This window comes from Mycolicibacterium stellerae, from assembly GCF_003719305.1.
Lineage (GTDB): Bacteria > Actinomycetota > Actinomycetes > Mycobacteriales > Mycobacteriaceae > Mycobacterium > Mycobacterium stellerae.
In genome coordinates this window covers 10,262-27,255 of sequence record NZ_RARC01000044.1, presented here as the reverse complement: position 1 = coordinate 27,255, position 16,994 = coordinate 10,262, and the positions used below count along the sequence as shown (strand labels likewise).

General features: G+C 67.0%; 14 protein-coding genes. 5 read left to right on the top strand and 9 right to left on the bottom strand.

Annotated elements, in window-relative coordinates:
* Nucleotides 1–12: 12 nt before the first annotated feature.
* Genes D6M19_RS31840 through D6M19_RS31825 form a run of 4 tightly spaced genes read left to right on the top strand, consistent with a single transcriptional unit; the run spans nt 13 to nt 2,652 of the window.
* Nucleotides 13–606 (top strand): hypothetical protein, encoded by a 594-nt coding sequence (locus tag D6M19_RS31840; RefSeq protein ID WP_123029293.1) that lies wholly within the window; start codon nt 13–15, stop codon nt 604–606.
* Nucleotides 603–1,394, top strand: a complete 792-nt coding sequence (locus D6M19_RS31835; protein WP_123029292.1) for an SDR family NAD(P)-dependent oxidoreductase — start codon at nt 603–605, stop codon at nt 1,392–1,394. Before D6M19_RS31840 ends, D6M19_RS31835 begins: the two co-directional genes overlap by 4 nt.
* 2 nt (nt 1,395–1,396) lie before the next feature.
* A complete protein-coding gene (locus D6M19_RS31830; RefSeq protein WP_206428689.1) occupies nt 1,397–1,876 on the top strand; it encodes a nuclear transport factor 2 family protein in 480 nt (159 codons plus the stop codon).
* Nucleotides 1,873–2,652: an SDR family NAD(P)-dependent oxidoreductase gene (locus tag D6M19_RS31825; RefSeq protein WP_123029291.1), complete on the top strand. Its 780-nt coding sequence runs from the start codon at nt 1,873–1,875 to the stop codon at nt 2,650–2,652. The genes D6M19_RS31830 and D6M19_RS31825 overlap by 4 nt, the downstream gene beginning before the upstream one ends.
* Here the strand turns inward: D6M19_RS31825 and D6M19_RS31820 are convergent.
* The 5 genes from D6M19_RS31820 to D6M19_RS31800 are packed head-to-tail and all read right to left on the bottom strand — an operon-like array spanning nt 2,649 to nt 7,356.
* A complete protein-coding gene (locus tag D6M19_RS31820; RefSeq protein WP_123029310.1) occupies nt 2,649–3,515 on the bottom strand; it encodes a polysaccharide deacetylase family protein in 867 nt (288 codons plus the stop codon). The two genes, D6M19_RS31825 and D6M19_RS31820, sit on opposite strands and share 4 nt — an antisense overlap.
* Nucleotides 3,512–4,471 carry an agmatinase gene (gene speB, locus D6M19_RS31815; protein WP_123029309.1) on the bottom strand — a complete coding sequence of 320 codons (960 nt, stop codon included), beginning with the start codon at nt 4,469–4,471 and terminating at the stop codon, nt 3,512–3,514. The genes D6M19_RS31820 and speB overlap by 4 nt, the downstream gene beginning before the upstream one ends.
* The gene (locus tag D6M19_RS31810) at nt 4,468–5,214 is read right to left on the bottom strand and encodes an SDR family NAD(P)-dependent oxidoreductase (RefSeq protein ID WP_123029290.1); all 747 of its coding nucleotides are present in this window, start codon (nt 5,212–5,214) and stop codon (nt 4,468–4,470) included. The genes speB and D6M19_RS31810 overlap by 4 nt, the downstream gene beginning before the upstream one ends.
* Before the next feature lies 1 nt (nt 5,215).
* Entirely contained in the window at nt 5,216–5,899 is a 684-nt protein-coding gene (locus D6M19_RS31805; protein ID WP_123029289.1) for an SDR family NAD(P)-dependent oxidoreductase, read from the bottom strand.
* Nucleotides 5,896–7,356, bottom strand: a complete 1,461-nt coding sequence (locus D6M19_RS31800) for an APC family permease (protein ID WP_123029288.1) — start codon at nt 7,354–7,356, stop codon at nt 5,896–5,898. Before D6M19_RS31800 ends, D6M19_RS31805 begins: the two co-directional genes overlap by 4 nt.
* 236 nt (nt 7,357–7,592) lie before the next feature.
* Between D6M19_RS31800 and D6M19_RS31795 the strand changes: the two genes are divergently transcribed.
* Complete coding sequence (locus tag D6M19_RS31795; protein WP_123029287.1) at nt 7,593–9,086, top strand: PucR family transcriptional regulator; 1,494 nt, start codon at nt 7,593–7,595, stop codon at nt 9,084–9,086.
* Here the strand turns inward: D6M19_RS31795 and D6M19_RS31790 are convergent.
* Genes D6M19_RS31790 through D6M19_RS31775 form a run of 4 tightly spaced genes read right to left on the bottom strand, consistent with a single transcriptional unit; the run spans nt 9,051 to nt 16,978 of the window.
* Nucleotides 9,051–10,106: a zinc-binding metallopeptidase family protein gene (locus D6M19_RS31790; protein WP_123029286.1), complete on the bottom strand. Its 1,056-nt coding sequence runs from the start codon at nt 10,104–10,106 to the stop codon at nt 9,051–9,053. The genes D6M19_RS31795 and D6M19_RS31790 overlap by 36 nt on opposite strands.
* The gene (locus D6M19_RS31785; protein ID WP_123029285.1) at nt 10,099–11,013 is read right to left on the bottom strand and encodes a transglutaminase family protein; all 915 of its coding nucleotides are present in this window, start codon (nt 11,011–11,013) and stop codon (nt 10,099–10,101) included. The genes D6M19_RS31790 and D6M19_RS31785 overlap by 8 nt, the downstream gene beginning before the upstream one ends.
* A complete protein-coding gene (locus D6M19_RS31780; RefSeq protein WP_123029284.1) occupies nt 11,010–13,652 on the bottom strand; it encodes a circularly permuted type 2 ATP-grasp protein in 2,643 nt (880 codons plus the stop codon). The genes D6M19_RS31785 and D6M19_RS31780 overlap by 4 nt, the downstream gene beginning before the upstream one ends.
* On the bottom strand, nt 13,652–16,978 hold the full coding sequence (locus tag D6M19_RS31775; RefSeq protein ID WP_123029283.1) for a transglutaminase family protein: 3,327 nt from the start codon (nt 16,976–16,978) through the stop codon (nt 13,652–13,654). Before D6M19_RS31775 ends, D6M19_RS31780 begins: the two co-directional genes overlap by 1 nt.
* Nucleotides 16,979–16,994 lie beyond the last annotated feature (16 nt).

Here is a 16,994-nt window from a genome sequence, read left to right as displayed (position 1 = left end):
AGGGTCACACCTGTGCTGCTGAACCGCGACACGGCCGAGGGAATCGCGAACGGAAACATCACGCTTGTGTTGCGCCGGTGGGACGCGCCCCGCGCCAAGGCGGGTGGCACACAACGGACATCGGCGGGCACCATCCGCATCGATGCGGTCACTCAATACCCGGGCCGCCATCGCGTGACCGCCGCGCAGGCGCGTGCCGCGGGCTATCCCGACACCAAGTCCGCCCAGGCCGACCTGGACCGTAGGCCGGCGCGGCATACCTACGCGATCGAGGTGTCCTACCTCGCCCCCGACGAACGCCCCGACCTCGCCGCCGACGACCAACTCGGCGACTCCGATGTCGACGCCATCAGCGCGCGCCTCAAGCGATGGGACACGGCAGGCGACGGGTCGGCGTGGACCCACGAATATCTGGAGCTCATCGCCACCAACGAGGCCGTCCGCGCTCCTGACCTCGCCGCGCACATCGGGCTGGAAACACCGAAGTTCAAGCGCCGGGTGCGCCAGCTCAAGGGACTCGGCCTGACCATCAGCCTCGATGTCGGCTACCGAATTTCACCGCGTGGGCGTGCATATCTGGTCCGGCAGGGCACGATCGAGCGGTGACTGATCTGCAGAACTACGGGCCGTGGGTGGTCATCGCGGGCGGTTCGGAGGGCGTCGGGGCCGAGTTCGCTCGGCTGCTCGCCGCCGCCGGTCTGAATCTGGTTCTGTTGGCCCGCAAATCCGGGCCGCTCGAGGACACCGCCGAGCAATGCCGCGCGCATGGCGTGGAAGTTCGCACCCTCGCGGTCGATCTCGTCGACTCGTCGGCCATCGACGGACTCTTCGACGCGACGGCAGACCTCGAGGTCGGGCTGCTGATCTACAACGCGGGCGCCAACACCTGCAGCGAGCAATTCCTCGACGGCGACCTGGCCGACTTCCAACGCGTCATCGACCTCAACATCGGTGCCGCGATGCGGCTGGTGCAGCACTACGGGCGCCCAATGCGCGATCGCCGCCGCGGCGGCATCCTGCTGGTCGGGTCCATGGCGGGCTACCTCGGGTCGGTGCGCCACACCGTCTACGGCGGCGTGAAGGCGTTCGGGCGGATCTTCGCCGAGGGCCTCTGGCTCGAACTGCGGGACTACAACGTGCACGTGCTCGAGTTGGTTCTCGGCGTCACGCGCACGCCCGCGATGGAACGCGTCGGCCTGAACTTCGACGTACCGGGAATGCGGGTCGCCGAACCCGTCGAGGTCGCCCGCGAAGGCCTCGAACAGCTGCCGAACGGGCCTGTGTACATCGCAGGAGGAAACGGCGACGACGTCGCGCGCCGCAATGATTTCGACCGTGCGAAGGTGGTGCTCGGCACCCATCGCTTCATGCAGAAACTGTTAGGCGGTAACTAACCGTGAGCTCACTGGCCGAACTCGAAAAGCGGTTGCGCCACATCGAAGACGAGCGGGCGATCGAACGGATGATCGCCGCCTACGGGCCCCTCGTCGATGCCGGTGAAGCCGATGCGGCCGCCGGGCTGTGGGCCGTGGATGGTTCCTACGACGTCGAGGGCTGGCATATGCGCAGCCGCGACGACGTGGCCGCCATGGTGGCATCCGATGCCCATCAGGGCCTGATCCGCCGTGGCTGTTGCCATTTCCTCGGTCCCGCGGTGGTCACCATCGATGGCGACGACGCCATCGCGATTTGCGAGTCGGTGCTCCTGCTGCGCCGCGACGACGGGTACATCGCGGCGCGGGCGGGCGCCAACCACTTCACGTTGCGACGGCTCGACGGACGATGGCAGATCGTGGAGCGGAAAACCCGTGCGCTCGACGGCAGCGCCGAGCCGCGAGAGCTGTTGTCCTCAGGCGTGATCGGAAAGAATCAATGAGCGGGGCACTGACCGGCAAGGTGGCGCTGGTCACCGGTGCGGGCGCCGGGATCGGCGAGGGCATCGCGCGACGTTTCGCCGACGAGGGCGCCCGCGTCGTGGTTGCTGAGCTCGACGATGCCGCAGGCCGGGCCGTCGCACATCAGGTCGGCGGGCTGTTCGTGCGCACCGATGTGTCCGATCGCCAGCAGGTCGAGAACGCGGTCGCCACAGCAGTTTCCGAATACGGCGCGATCGACGTCCTCGTCAACAACGCATGGGGCGGCGGCGGCATCGGGCGGGTGGAGAAGAAAACCGACGACCAGGTGGCGGCAGGCATAGCAGTCGGGTACTACGGCCCGTTCTGGGCGATGCGGGCCGCATTCCCGCATATGAAAGACCGCGGCTGGGGTCGCGTCGTCAACATGTGCAGCCTCAACGGCGTCAACGCCCACATCGGATCGCTGGAGTACAACGCGGCCAAGGAGGCGCTGCGGGCACTCACCAGGACCGCCGCACGGGAGTGGGCGCCGACCGGCGTCACCGTCAACGCGCTGTGCCCGGCCGCCAAGAGCCAGGCGTTCTTTCGGGCGATCGGCGACTACCCCGAACTTGAGGCGATGGCCGATGCGGCCAATCCCATGGGCCGGATGGGCGACCCGTACGACGACATCGCGCCCGTCGCCGTGTTCCTCGCCTGCGACGCGTCGCGCTACCTGACCGGCAACACGTTGTTCGTCGACGGCGGCAGCCACATCAACGGTGTGGCGTGGGCGCCCGACCTCGATGCGTCCTAGAAGTCTGCGGGGTTGGGCCGCTCAACGGAGCGTGGGGTCAACCCAAGACTGCGTACGTGCTTCGCGATGGCCGCCAGGCTGGTGACCCATACATCGTCGTGGGAGCGCACGTACTCGATGAGCGAGTCCAGCGCCTGCGCCCTCGACGGCCGCCCGGACAGGAAGGGATGGTTGGTCAGCACGTAGGCCGCACCCTCGGCGCGCATCGCGTCGAACTCCAGTCGCCACATCTCGATTGCCTTGACAGGGCTTTCGATCAGGCCTGAGCCGCTGAACTCCGGCAGATAGCAGTACTGCTCCCAGTCGTCGAGCGCCCATTGGATCGGGATTTCAACCAACGGTCCGCCATCGGCAACCGCCAGCTCGTACGGGTGGTCGGTGTCCATCAGGCTGCTGTCGTAGAGGAATCCCCTGGCGCGCAGCAGCTTCGGGGAATGCCAATTGAGCTCCCACATCGGCGCGCGATACCCGATCGGACGTGTGCCGGTCACCGACTCGAGCGCGTCCAGCCCACGGTCGAGGATGTCGGCTTCCTGCTGTTCGGTCTTGCCGCGCATCGGTTCGTGCAAGTAGCCGTGGTGGGCGATCTCGTGGCCGTGCTCGGCGATCGAGCGAACGACGTCCGGGTAGCGCACCGCGGTATAACCGGGAACGAAGAATGTGGACGTGATGTCATGCCTGGCAAGGATTTTCAGCAGCCGGGGCACCCCGGTGAGCGGGCCGTAAGCCTGATGGCTGATCGCCGACATCCGGTCGGCGTGTGACGGGTCCACACCAAGCATCGCCGACTCCGCATCCACGTCGAACGAGAAGGACGCCGCGCACCTGGCACCGCCCGGCCACGCGATAGGTGCGACGGTCACTGGCGGCACCCGGCCTTGGCCAGCAGCGCGAGGAATTCGTATGCGAGATAGGCCGCGGCGATGCCGGTCAACTCCGCGTGGTCATAGGCGGGCGCCACCTCGACGATGTCGGCCCCGACAAGGTTGAGCCCTTCGAATCCGCGGACTATCTCGAGGAGTTCTCGGCTGGTGAGGCCGCCGATCTCGGGTGTTCCCGTACCGGGGGCATGCGCCGGATCGAGCACGTCGATGTCGATCGAAACGTAGAGCGGATGATCGCCGATGGCCTCCCGCAGCTGCGCGACCACATCTGCGACGGTACGGGTTTGGAATTCACGGCAAGAAACGATGGTGAACCCGAGTTCCGCATCCGACGAGAGGTCGTCGGGTGAGTAGAGCGACCCACGGATGCCGACGTGCGCGCTGTGTCCCGATACGAAGAGGCCCTCTTCGGCGGCCCTTCGGAACGGTGTGCCGTGGGTCAGCGGCGCGTCGAAGTAGGTGTCCCAGGTGTCCAGGTGCGCATCGAAGTGCACCAGAGCCACCGGTCCGTAGCGGCGATTGTGTGCCCGCAGCAGCGGGTAGGCGATGGTGTGGTCGCCGCCGATCGTGATGAGGCGTGCACCGTCGGCGATCAGTGCGGCTGCCTGCTCCTCGATCTGATCGCACGCCTTGGCGATGTCGTATGGCGTGCACGCGATGTCGCCCGCATCGACCACCTGTTGGGTGGCGAACGGCGAGACCTGCATCTGAGGATGGTACGGCCGCAGCACCCGTGAGCATTGCCGAACATGGGCGGGCCCGAACCGCGCACCCGGTCGGTAGCTGACACCGGTGTCGAACGGAATCCCGACGACGGCGACGTCATATGTCGCGACGTCGGTGATGCGGGGCAGCCGCGCGAACGTGGAGAAACCCGCGTATCGCGGCACGACGGTCCCGTCCACCGGCTGGACCGGTTGGTTTCGCTCATTCATGTCCGGCACCGCGTCGTTCCTCCGTTGATCTGGATGGTTTGGCCGACGAATGCACCCATGTCGTCGCGGGCCAATAGCGAGACGGCGGCGGCGATATCGTCCGGCTTTCCGATGTGGCCGACCGGTATCGCGCGCGCGTACTTGCCGTGCATCTCGGCGAGCGTGATTCCTGCGTCGTCGGCGTCGACCTCGAGCTGTGGCGTGTCGATGATTCCCGGCGCGATGGCGTTGACGGTGATGTTCTCCGGCGCAAGTTCGCGACCGAGCGACTTCGTCAGCGCGATCAGGCCGGCCTTGGACGCCGCATAGGCGCCCGCATTGGGCCAGCCGATCACGCCCCACTCGGACGCGATGATGACGATGTTGCCACCGCCTCGCCGCCGCATGCCAGGTAGGACGGCCTGAACCAGGTAGACGGTGCCCGATAAGTTGGTGTCGACGACTTTCCACCAGTCGTCGTCGGGGTGGTCACAAAACGACCCCATCGTCATGTATGCCGCGTTGCACACCAGGATGTCCACCGGCCCGCGGGCACGTTCGATCTCGCTGACCATGGCCACGACGGCCGAGGGATCTGAAACATCCCCTGCCGCAGGGAATCCGCCAGTTTCAGCGACGATCGTGTCCATCCGGTCGTCGCGCACGCGTCCGTTGACGCCGACGTTCACCCCCTCCGCGGCCAGCCGGTAGGCGATGGCCGCGCCGATTCCCTGCGTCGCGCCGGTGACCAAGGCGATTCGCATCTCAGATCACCGCGCCACTGTTCGGCGACAGCACCTCACCGGTGCAGAATCCGGCATCGTCGCCGACGAGATAGCGCACCACTTCGGCGACCTCCCCGGGGCGGGCCAGCCTGCGAGCGGGCAGCGTCGCCAGGTATTCCGGTGCGCGCCAGGGTGAATCGGGGGCCAGTAACGGCGTGTCGGTCGGGCCGGGGGCGACGGCGTTCACCCTGACGCCGTGCGCGGCGAACTCGGCGGCAAGTGAGCGCACCAGCCCGATGATGGCGCCCTTCGCCGCCGCATAGTGCGCCTCCCCGTCGCCGCCACCCACGGCGAGTTCGGAGGTGATGGCGACGATGGATCCACTGCCGCGCTCGGTCATCGACGGCAGTGCGGCGCGAGTGATGTTGCGGAGGCCGCCGAGGTGCACCCGCAGCATGCGGTGGAGTTGGCCGTGCGTGATGTCGGCGATCGGCACCGTCTCGTAGTGTCCCGCCGCACTGACCACGGCGTCGACAGGACCGAGATCGGTGGCTACCCTGCGCATCGTCGTTGCGACGTCGGTCGGATCGGCGACATCGACGGTGTACGGTGCGGTGTCGTTGAGGTCAAGTCCCGCAACGCGATAGCCGTCGCGCTCGAGCGCCGCGGCGATTGCCGCGCCGATGCCGGAGGACGATCCGCTGACGACGGCGACGCGCGTCACTGTGCGGGCGGCGTGTCGGCGAAACGTTCAGCGATCGGCGCCTGGATGCCACGGCGCACGGACAGGTAGATCAGCCCGCCGACCACCGCAAGCGCCGCGGTCGTCAGCACGCTTGCCCAGTTGATGAACCAGGGCTGGTCGGGCTGGGTGCGGGGCCACGCGACGTTGACGGTCTCGAAGATGATCCACAACGATGCGATGTAGGTGATCGGGGCGCCCCACCGGCCGAGGTTGAACGGACCCGGTTTCCATTTGCCCGTCAGCCGGGCAAGGGCGGCGCCGATCACGGGCACACCGAACGCGATGTAGAAGCCGATGATGTTGAAGTTCACCAGGACGCTGTAGAACTGCGTGCCTGCAAGCAAAATGAACACGATCGCGACGACCGCCGTCAACGCGATGGCGTTCACCGGCAGCCGTTCGGATCCCGCGAGTCCGCCGAGTACCTTCGAGCCGGGTAGGCTGCGGTCGCGCGCTGCCCCCCAGATGCACCGCGACACCGCCGCCTGCACGGCGAGAAAACTCGACACGAAGCCGATCACGAACATCGCGAGCAGCGGCTTGGTCACGCCGACGCCTAGATGCGTTGTGAGGGTGTCGGCGACCACGTCGCCGGACTGCGAGGCGACCACGCCGGGTAAGTCGGGAATCGAAAGGATAAGTGCCGCAGCGGAGAACATCACCACCAAGCCGACGAGCAACAGCGCAAGGATGATCGCCTTGGGCACATTGCGTTCGGGTTCGTCCACCTCCTCGGCCACCGACCCGGCAGCCTCGAACCCGAGGAACGACCAGCCCACGTAGGCGATGGCCAGCAGCATCGGACCTGACGTCCACGATGCGGCATCAGGGATGCCTGCGCTCGAGAACAACACCGAGAACGGGTTCTCGCGATAGAACAGCAACAGCACCAGACCCAGGCCGAGCGAGCCGACGACCTCGCACGTGATGCTGATGGCGACCATGATCTTCAATACTTTTCGGCCCACCATATTGACGATGGTTCCGGCCAGAACGATCGCGATCGCGACGGATGCGATCTGCCAGCGGTTGGGCTCGGCGACACCGAAGATGTTGAGCAGGAAGCCCCCCGCCGCGTACGACAAGGTGCCGAGTGCGAGCGTCAGGCCCCACATGTACGCCCAGGCGGCGACCCATCCCCACGTGGTGCCCTGCACATGCCGCGACCACTGGTAGACGCTTCCCGCATAGGGCCAGCGGGATGCCAGTTCGCCGAATACGGCCGCGACCATCAACTGACCGATGAGCACGATCGGGAACGCCCAGAAGAACTTCGGTCCCGCGGCGAACAGGCCGAGCGTGAAGATCGCGTACACCGCGGCGATCGGCGACACATCGGCGAAGGCCAGTGACAGCGCCGAGCGGAAACTGAACCCACGCTGCAGCCGCTCGGGGGCCGGCTCGCCAATGGTGGTGGTGTCGGTCGATTCGGCCATCTCGGCTCCCGTCGCTGGAGGTCTCACCAGCCGCAACTGTGGGCCGCCCGGCCGGGAAACGGAATACTCCTACCGTCTGAACTTGGTGCAATCCTTTATATGTTCATCTAGAGTCGAGCTGGATTCCGATCGCTGCGCACATTGAACTGCCAGCCGGGATACCCGGGACCTGGCGCTTTGGGCCCGGCAGGTTCAACGAGGCAACGAGGTAACCACGTGTTTCGAACAGGTGACTGATGGCGTATCGGGTTCGCGACCTCCTGGAAACACCACACCTTCGGCTCACGCTCAAGGGTGGTGGCGAGGGCCTGGACACGCCGGTGACCTGGGCGCAGACCTCGGACCTCGACGAGCCCTGGTCGTACCTGGCCGGCGGCGAGTTGCTGATGAAGAACGGGCAAACACTGCCGGAGTCCGCCCGCGGTCAGACCGCGCTCATCCGTGGCGTGGCCGGCAACGGCATGTGCGGCATGGTGATCGGGTTGGACGCGGCCACGCCCGCGCTCACCCCGGCCGCGTTGGACCTGGCCGACTCCTTGGGCTTCCCGATCATGGTCGTGCCGTACTCGGTGGGATTCGCCTCGATCGGACGCGCGGTCGCCGATGCCGCGGGCAGCGGCCGCATCGCGGTGACCGAACGGGTCTACAACGTGATCCGGCAGTCGGTGACCAATCCCGGGCCCGCCAACGTGCTGGCCCAACTGGAACGCGACCTGTCGTGTCGCATCGCGGTGCTCGATGCGTTCACCGGCACCGTGGCGCTCGAGGCGTCCCAACCGCCGCCGGAAGATCTGCGCCAAGTCATCACCACCGAAATCTCCGAAAGGCGAGGTGCGATTCCCGGCGTGCTGCACGTGAGCGCGGGCACCGAACGAGCGCTGGTCGTCGAGGTTCCCGACGAGGAGCCGACGGTGCTGGCGACGTATGCGTTCCGTGGACCGACCACCGATCTGGTTCACCTGCAGCACCTTGCGTCCGCGGTCGCTGTGTTGCTGGCGCAGCAGAATGCGCGCCGCGAACACGAGCGGCGCATCGGGGCCGAAGTGATGGGCCAGTTGTGCGACGGCAGAATGAGCGACCTCGATGGCGAAAGGGAGCTCGGCGAACGCGGACTGGATCCGGCGACGTGCTGCGTCGTAGCGGCCGACGGCGTATCGGCGACGAGCGAACGCCAACTCCACCTTGGTCTCGGCAGGCGTTCGGTGCCACACCTGCTGCTGCGCCGCGCGACGCTGTTGTATGCGCTGATGCCTGTCACGGAATGGGCGCTCGACGTGCTGGGTCAGCGGCTCGGCGGCCAGGCCACCCTGGGAATCAGTGAGCCGTTGTCGCGATCCTCGCGCGCTCCGACCGCCGTGCGCGAGGCGACGTGGGCGGTGCGCGCCGCCGTCACCACATCCAGCCGGAGTGCCCGGTTCGCGGACGCCACGATGTTCTCGGTGCTGCGCGACCCAGAGGAGGCGCGCGTCGTGGTCGATCGGACGCTGGGCCCGCTCATCGCCTATGACGCACGGCATTCCAGCGATATGGTTGCCACCCTCGATACGTTTCTGCGGTGCGAAAGGTCCTGGCTTCGGACGGCGAAGGAACTTGGCCTACACCGGCAGACCGTGGTCTATCGGATACAGCGCGTCGAGGAGATCACCGGCCGCAGGATCGCCGATACGGCAACGCTCGCCGAGTTTTGGCTTGCGCTACGCGCCAAGGATCTGCTCGCTGTCCCCAGTTAGCGTTGTGCCCTCGACGATGCTGTGGATGAAGCGCATCTTCTCGAGCACCGCAGCCGGCAGCACGAACGGGTAGAGGTCCTGCTTGCCCATCGACCTGTTGATCATGTTCAGCGACCACGCCAGCGGCAGCCACATGTCGATGACCTGGTCGAAGCCACTGGGGCCCAGCACTTTTCGCTCGAACGTCGCGGCGGCCGGGGCGATGCTGAAGGCCGCTGCGGTGTCAAGGGTGTCGCGAATGTGCAGATAATGGGCGAAGGTCTCCGCCCAGTCTTCGGCCGGATGCATGGTGGCATACGACGATACATAGTTTTCTTCCCAGTCGGCCGGTGGACCGTTCTGGTAGTGCCGATCCAATGCGGCTTGGTAGTCAGCCTCGGCATCTCCGTACAGCTCGCGAAACCGTTCCGTACGGTCCTGCGACGTGCTCACCAGACGGTAGTAGTAATAGTGGCCGATCTCGTGACGGAAATGTCCGAGTAGTGTGCGATACGGCTCATCCATCGCGATGCGCAGTTGTTCGCGATGCACGTCGTCGCCCTCGGCGAGATCCAACGTGATCACGCCGTTCTCATGACCGGTGAACACCTTTTCGTACTCGCTGGAGAGCAGGTCGAACGCCAGCCCGAAGTCCGGGTCCTCGTCCCGCCCCACGATCGGCAGCGTGAGCTCGGAAAGCTCAGCGATCAACCGGCGTTTGGCCTTCTCCGCTTCGGCGAACGCGACGAGCGCCTTGGTGTCGGCGTCGTTCGGTCTGGTGCGGGTCAGCACGCATGAGGTGCAGAGCCTTCTGACGGGGTTCTTCTCGACCAGCCAGTTGCATTCGGCGAGATGCAGATTGGCGCACAGCTCGTACTTGTCGGAGTCGACGAAGCCGGCTTGCGAACTCTCCTCCCCCGACGCGATGACCAACAGCGTCATGTCGTCCAGCGAGAAACCCAACGGGCTGCGACACGACAGGCACACCGAGTTCTCGAACGCCAGGTGCTGACCACATTTCGGACAGATGAAATCACGCATTGAGCACTTCCCCCTCGAACGGCGCCACGTCGACCGACACGTCGATGACGCTCTTCTCGGAGTCGGTGTAGATGATGCCGCGCAGCGGCGGCACATCAGCATAGTCACGACCCCAGGCCACCACGATGTAGCGCTCGTCCACCATCTGGTCGTTGGTCGGGTCCATTCCCAGCCATTGGTTCTGCGGCGTCCACACCGATGCCCACGCATGGGTGGCGTCGATACCGACCATCCGCTCCTTACCCGGCGGCGGATCGGTGGCCAGGTAGCCGGAAACATAGCTTGCGGCAAGGCCGTTGGCACGCAGGCAGGCGATAGCCAGCCGGGCGAAGTCCTGGCAGACGCCTTCCCGCGCTGCCAGCACGTCGTTGACGCCGGTGGAGACCGTCGTCGAGCCGGACCGGTAGGTGAAGTCGCGGTAGATCCGCGACGAAAGGTCCTTGCACACCTCGATCAGCGGCCTGCCTGCGGTAAAGCTGGGCGCGGCGTAGTCCCGCACCTCGTCGGTGATCTCGGGTGGCTTAAGGTCGAGGGTGAATTCTGTGGCCAACGCGCCGTCGAGGCCGACCGGGCGCGCGATTTCCCACGGCGCCGCAGCGGATCCGGCGGCGTACAACTCCGCGGGCGCCGAATCCACCTCGACGATCGAATCGCTGGTCACCGACAGCCTGCGATGCCGTTCGCTGACGTGGAAATACGAGCTGATGTTTCCGTAGGCGTCCCTGCTCGTGGAACTGTCTGCCGGTTCGGGATCGATGCGCAGCGCGTGCGAGAGGCAACGCTGCCGGGGGGTGTCGCGCGGCGTGAGAAAGCCGCGACCGTAGGAGCTCGTCACGACGTCGGAGTACCCGTAAATCGTGCTGTGAGTCACCTGATATCGGCGGGTGCCCGTGCCTTGGGTGCTCATGGCATCTCCCGCCGCTCGTCGGGTCCCCACAACGGCTGCATGCCGCCCGGGAGCGACAAATGTGTCGCCGTGATGATGCGGGACAGCTCGCGCAGGTCGGCATGCAAACCGTCGAGCAGATCGGCCAGCTCACCCCGGCGCCCGTCGGCGGTGGCGTCCTCGAGGTCCGCCGGGTCGATTCGACGCAGCCTAGTGCCGATCTCGTCGACCAGTCGCTCAGGGCGCGACGAGCCCGACGATCCGGGCAGCGCCTTGAGGTCGGCGCGCAGCCGCTCGAACTGGTAGACCAGCGACCGCGGGTTCTCGGCGTCGAGCAGCACGAGGTCGGCCACCGCGCCGATGTTGACCACGCCAAGGTTGCGCCTGCGGTAGATGACCGATGATTCGCACGCCACCAACGCCGATTCGGTGACGGTCTGCTCGGCACCCCGGCTGCGGACCTTCGTCAAGGTCGCGCCGAGCAAGGCGGTCACCGCCAGGCCACGTTCGATGCGCTTACCGATGTCCATCATCGTCCAGCCGACGTCCTGCACCATCGACTCCGCGGCCACCCCGGACAACGCCAGCATCCCCGCCAACGTTTCGCGGTGCGCTTTTTCCAGATAGGCCTCGCCCTCGGTGTGCGACTCCGGCATCGACCTGCCGCGGTGCAGTACCGTGCGTTCGACGGCGGCCAACACCATCCAGGTGTCGTTCGACATCTGGTCGCGAACTGCCCGAGCCGCAAGCCCGAGCCGCTCTACCGACTGCGCCAGCGCGCCTGGCCGATGCCGGTCTGCGGTCAGCGACCACAGCGTCGTCGGTGCGGTCGCGATCATCTCGTGCGAGTCGCCGGCTGCGCCGGTATCGGTTCCGGTGATCTGGCCCAGCGCCGCCAGCAGCACCGGCACACAGTCGCTGCCCTGCATGTCCTGCCGGTAGCGGTATTCGTGGTAGCGCTCGCGGGTGACGACCAACAGCCTGGCCATGTTCTCCGCCCGCTCGGCGTATCGGCCCATCCAGAACAGATCCGACAGCACACGTGGTGAGCTCACGGCGCGCGTTGGGCTCGGTGTCATCGCGGGCAGCTCGACCGGCGGCGACGTGAGGATCCGCTCCGCAGTCACACGCGTCGGCGTCCGTACCCAGATATCCTTGGCTGCAATAGTTTTCATTGCATAGCTGGCATTGCCGGGCATCAGTAGATAACCCAGGCCGCCGATCATCGGAGCGTAACCGCCGCGCTGTGCCACCGTGAACAGCCGCATGCCGACGCTGGCCGAGGACAACCCTCCCGGTTGGAAATCCGTTGGGGCCGAGGAGAACTGCGGCAGATCCTGGCCGATCCACTGCCACGGGGTGGCCTCGATGCGGACGCCCAGCTCCTTACGCTGCTTCGCCGTCAGCGCAGGCCCGACGATCGCGTCCCCGCCGGTCACCGGCCTGATCAACAGCGACCCCAGTCGAGTCAACAGGTGAGAGCGCTCGGTACTGATGCCGCCCCAGTACAGCGGGGCTGTCTCCAGCAACGGCGTCTCGCCGAGCAACGTCTCGGCCAGCTCGGGTAGAAAGCGAAGCAGCCCAGGGCTTTCCAAGATGCCACTGCCGAGGGAGTTGACCACCGTCACCGCTCCCCTGCGCAGCACTTCGACCAGCCCCACCACACCAAGGCGCGAATCAGCGCGCAGATCAAGAGGATCGGCGTATTCGGCGTCCACTCGCCGCAACACCACGTCGACCCGTTTGAGGGTGCCAAGCGATCGCATCCACAGCTTGCCGTCGCGCACCACCAGATCGGCGCTCTCGACCAGCGGGAAACCCAGCACGCTCGCCAGATAGGCCTGGTCGAACGAGGTCTCGGAGTGGATACCGGGGCTGAGCACCACGACCATCGGCTCCTCGGCGGATTCGGGCGCCGCGTCAATCAGCGCCAGCCGCAGCGCCTGCGCCCACGGCGAGGCGGGGCGGGGCCCGATCCGCTCGTAGAGATCGGGCACGGCGTGTGCGACGACGCGCCGGTCGGCCAGCGCGTAGCCGGCACCCGACGGCGCCTGGGTCCAGTCGGCGTTAACCCGGAACACGCCGTCGGCGCCTCTGCTGACGTCGCAGGCATGCATGAACAGCTGGTGGCGGCCCGGCACCTCGATCCCCCGCGCGGCTCGGACATAGCCGGGATGGGCGAACAGCAGCTGCGCGGGCAGTACGCCACCGGTCACCGAACGGCGCGGGCCGTACAGGTCGGCCAGCACCGCGTCGAGCAGCCGCGAGCGCTGCACAAGACCGGACTCTAGGGTGTCCCAATCGGACGCCGAGATGACCAGCGGAAGGGCGTCGAGATGCCAAGGCCCCGGCACGGGACCCCCGTCGCCGTTGGTGACCGCTTCACCGTTCGGGTCGAGCTGCACGTAGGTGATGCCGTCGTTGTCGACCAGGCTGCGCACCAGGTTGCGCAGATGATCCAACCCGCCGCGGCCGCGCTCGCCGACACACTCGGCCAACTCGAGCCAGGATGGCCGGACATTGCCTGCCGCATCGACGAATTCGTCGTAGCCGGTGACCGCACCTCCACGCGGATCGAACAGCGCCTGCTGGGCCCGCGCCGTGCGATAGCCGGCCAGCAGGTTGTCGATGTCGTGCGGATTCGCAGCGGGAAGGGCCATCAGTGCAGAACGGTACGCACCCGGCGCAGATCCAGGATGCCCGGCGCGCCCACGTCGGTGGATTGGCGCGCCTGCTTTTCCCTGATGTCTGAGGTGTCGACCCGACCGGGGGTGAAGCCGGTGGCCTCGAACCGGCGGCCGCGGCGGGATTCGGCCTCCACCGCGTTGACGGGCGGCGTCTCGTAGGAACGGCCGCCGGGGTGCGACACGTGGTAGGTGCAGCCGCCGCGGGACGTCCCGGCGGCCATGTCCAACAGCTCGAAGCGAAGCGGGCCGTCGACCGTGATGGTCGGGTGCAGCGCGCTCGGCGGCTGCCACGCGCGGAAGCGCACACCGCCGACCTGGATGTCGGGATTGTCGGTGGCCAGCAGCGGCACCGGGTAACCGTTGACCGTGACGACGTAGCGCTGCCGGTCGGCGCCGATGAGCCGCACCTGGATGCGCTCCACCGACGAGTCGACGTAGCGGGCCATTCCCCCTGCGGTCGCCTCTTCGCCGAGCACGTTCCACGGCTCGATGGCGCCGCGCAATTCGATCTCGACGCCATCGAACACCGCGGTGCCGATGCGCGGGAAGCGGAACTCGGTGAATGGGTCCAGCCAGCTGGTGTCGAAGTTGATGTCGTGGGCGCGCAGGTCGGATGCGACGTTGGCGATATCGTGAATCAGGAAGTGCGGCAACAGGTATCGACCATGCAGGTTCGCACCGTGGCGGATCAGCGGCGCGCGAAGCGGCGCGTCCCAGAACCAGGCGACGAGCGAGCGAACCAGCAGCGACTGGACCATCGCCATCTGAAAGTGGGGCGGCATCTCGAAGCCGCGCAGCTCCAAGAGGCCGAGCCTGCCGCGCGCGCTGTCTGGGCTGTACAACTTGTCGATGCAGAACTCGGCGCGGTGGGTGTTGCCGGTGATGTCGGTCAGCAGGTGCCGCAGCGCGCGATCGGTCACCCACGGCTTCGCCGTCCCTTTGCCGCCGGTCAGCCGGGCGATTTCGGCGAAGGCGATCTCCAGCTCGTAGAGCGCCTCGGCTCTGCCCTCGTCCACCCGCGGCGCCTGCGACGTCGTGCCGACGAAGCGGCCTGCGAACAGGTACGACAGCGACGGATGACGCTGCCAGTAGGTCAGCATCGAGACCAGCAGGTCGGGCCTGCGCAGCAGGGGCGAATCGGCGGGAGTGATGCCGCCCAAGGTGATGTGGTTACCCCCGCCGGTTCCGCCATGGGTGCCGTCTACGTCGAACGATTCGGTGGACAACCGGGCCAGCCGCGCTTCCTCGTACAGCGTCCGGAGTTGGTCGCGCTGTTCTGTGAAGCTCGCCGTCGGGGCGACGTTCACCTCGATCACCCCTGGGTCGGGGGTGACGGTCATCGATGTGAGCCGTGGATCCGGCGGCGGGCCGTAGCCCTCGATCACCAGCGGGCAGTCGATCTTGGCCGCCGCGGCCTGCACACGGGAGATCAGGTCGACGAAGTGCTCCAGTTCGTCTGTGGGAGGCAGAAACACGCGCAGCAGCCCGTCACGGATCTCGGCGACCAGAGCCGTGATCGGTGCGGATTCTTCGTCGTCTGGATCCGGGTCGACGACGGCGTCGGGCTCCTCATCAACCCGCAGGCTGGCGCGCCGTACCAACGGGTCGGCGGGATGTGATGCTCGCGGGGGCCGCCAGCTGATCGAGTCGAGAGGCAGGCGCAGGCCCGCGGGCGAGTCGCCCTCCAGCAGCACGACGCGGCCACGCCGCAGCTGCCAGTCCGCGCTGGCCCAGCCCGAGTCGTCGTCGCGGCGGTGCAACGGCAGCACATGGGCGGCGGCTTCGGTGACCGACTCGTCGAGATCGGCCAGCAGTGCGGCACGCCGCTGCGCGGAGTCGCTTTCCAGGTCGTCGTCGGCCGCGACGGGTTCGCCTGCGGGCCTGCGTACGGAATTGAGCAGCCGGCTCAGCGGGTCCTCGTAGGCGGGCCGCACCTGGGCGGCGGGCAGGCCGAGGCCGTCGGCGATGGCGCCGAGCAGTTGGGCCCCGGCGTCGGGAGCCACCGCGATCGCCTGGGATTGCGTCGGCCACGGATCGGCAAGCAACGCATCGTCGGTCCACAGCGGCTCACCGTCGGTGCGCCAGTAGAGCCCGATCTGCCAGCGCGGCAACGGTTCTCCCGGATACCACTTGCCCTGGCTGTACTGCAGCAGCCCGCCGGGCGCCCACACCCGCTTCAACCGCGCGGCAAGGGCCGATGCGCGCTGGCGCTTGTGCGGACCGTCGGCGTCCGTCGTCCACTCGGCGTCGACCTGGTTGTCGATCGAGACGAACGTCGGCTCGCCGCCGACGGTGAGCCTGACATCGCCTGCCGCCAGCCGCTCGTCGACGCGTGCGCCCAGTGCGTTGATCGCACCCCAGGCTGCCTCCGTGTACGGCAGCGTCACCCGCGGATCCTCGTGCACGCGGGTGACGATGTTGGTGAACTCGAGCGTCGTCTCGCAGGGCTCCGTCGCCCCGGTGATTGGGGCGGCCGAGTCCGGATGCGGCGTCGCCGACAGCGGAATGTGACCCTCGCCTGCGAACAGACCCGACGTCGGATCGAGGCCGATCCACCCCGCGCCGGGGATGTACACCTCGGTCCACGCATGCAGATCGGTGAAGTCGGCCGCCGGACCTGACGGTCCGTCGAGCGCTTCCACGTCGGAGGTCAGCTGCACCAGGTAGCCGGACACGAAACGGGCCGCCAGACCGAGTTGCCGCAGGATCGACACCAGCAGCCAGGCCGAGTCGCGGCACGACCCAATCCCGGTGCGCAGGGTGTGATCGGGCGTCTGCACGCCGGGCTCCATCCGCACGCTGTAGCCCACGTCGGCGTTCACCGCACGATTGAGTGCGACAAGGAAATCGATGGTGCGGATGTCGGGGGCGACGGAGAAGTTACGGACCCACTCCCTGGTGAGGTCGCCGGGCCCGGAGCCCTCATCGGTCTCATCGACGGGCCGCAGATACGGCTTCAGATCCTCAGCCAGCGCCTTGGGGTATTCGAACCCGATGCGCTCGGCCCAATCCTCGATGAAGAAGTCGAACGGGTTGACGACCTTCATATCGGCGATCAGCCCGACGGTGATGGTCAAGCTGCGCGCACGGTCAGGGAAGACCAGCCTGGCGAGAAAATTGCCGAATGCGTCCTGCTGCCAGTTGATGAAGTGGTCGGCCGGTTCTACCTGCAGCGAGTAGGCCTCGATCGGGGTACGCGAATGAGGCGCCGGGCGCAGGCGGACGACATGGGGGAACACTTCGACCAGCCGATCGAACGTGTAGCTGGTGCGATGCTCCAGCGCCACCTTGATTCCCATCCGCTGATCCCATCAC

Coding starts and splice junctions, on each gene's coding strand:
- D6M19_RS31825 (WP_123029291.1), top strand. CDS start 1,873: ATGAGCGGGGCACTGACCGGCAAGGTGGCGCTGGTCACCGGTGCGGGC.
- speB (WP_123029309.1), bottom strand. CDS start 4,471: ATGAATGAGCGAAACCAACCGGTCCAGCCGGTGGACGGGACCGTCGTG.
- D6M19_RS31810 (WP_123029290.1), bottom strand. CDS start 5,214: ATGCGAATCGCCTTGGTCACCGGCGCGACGCAGGGAATCGGCGCGGCC.
- D6M19_RS31800 (WP_123029288.1), bottom strand. CDS start 7,356: ATGGCCGAATCGACCGACACCACCACCATTGGCGAGCCGGCCCCCGAG.
- D6M19_RS31795 (WP_123029287.1), top strand. CDS start 7,593: ATGGCGTATCGGGTTCGCGACCTCCTGGAAACACCACACCTTCGGCTC.
- D6M19_RS31790 (WP_123029286.1), bottom strand. CDS start 10,106: ATGCGTGATTTCATCTGTCCGAAATGTGGTCAGCACCTGGCGTTCGAG.
- D6M19_RS31785 (WP_123029285.1), bottom strand. CDS start 11,013: ATGAGCACCCAAGGCACGGGCACCCGCCGATATCAGGTGACTCACAGC.
- D6M19_RS31780 (WP_123029284.1), bottom strand. CDS start 13,652: ATGGCCCTTCCCGCTGCGAATCCGCACGACATCGACAACCTGCTGGCC.
- D6M19_RS31775 (WP_123029283.1), bottom strand. CDS start 16,978: ATGGGAATCAAGGTGGCGCTGGAGCATCGCACCAGCTACACGTTCGAT.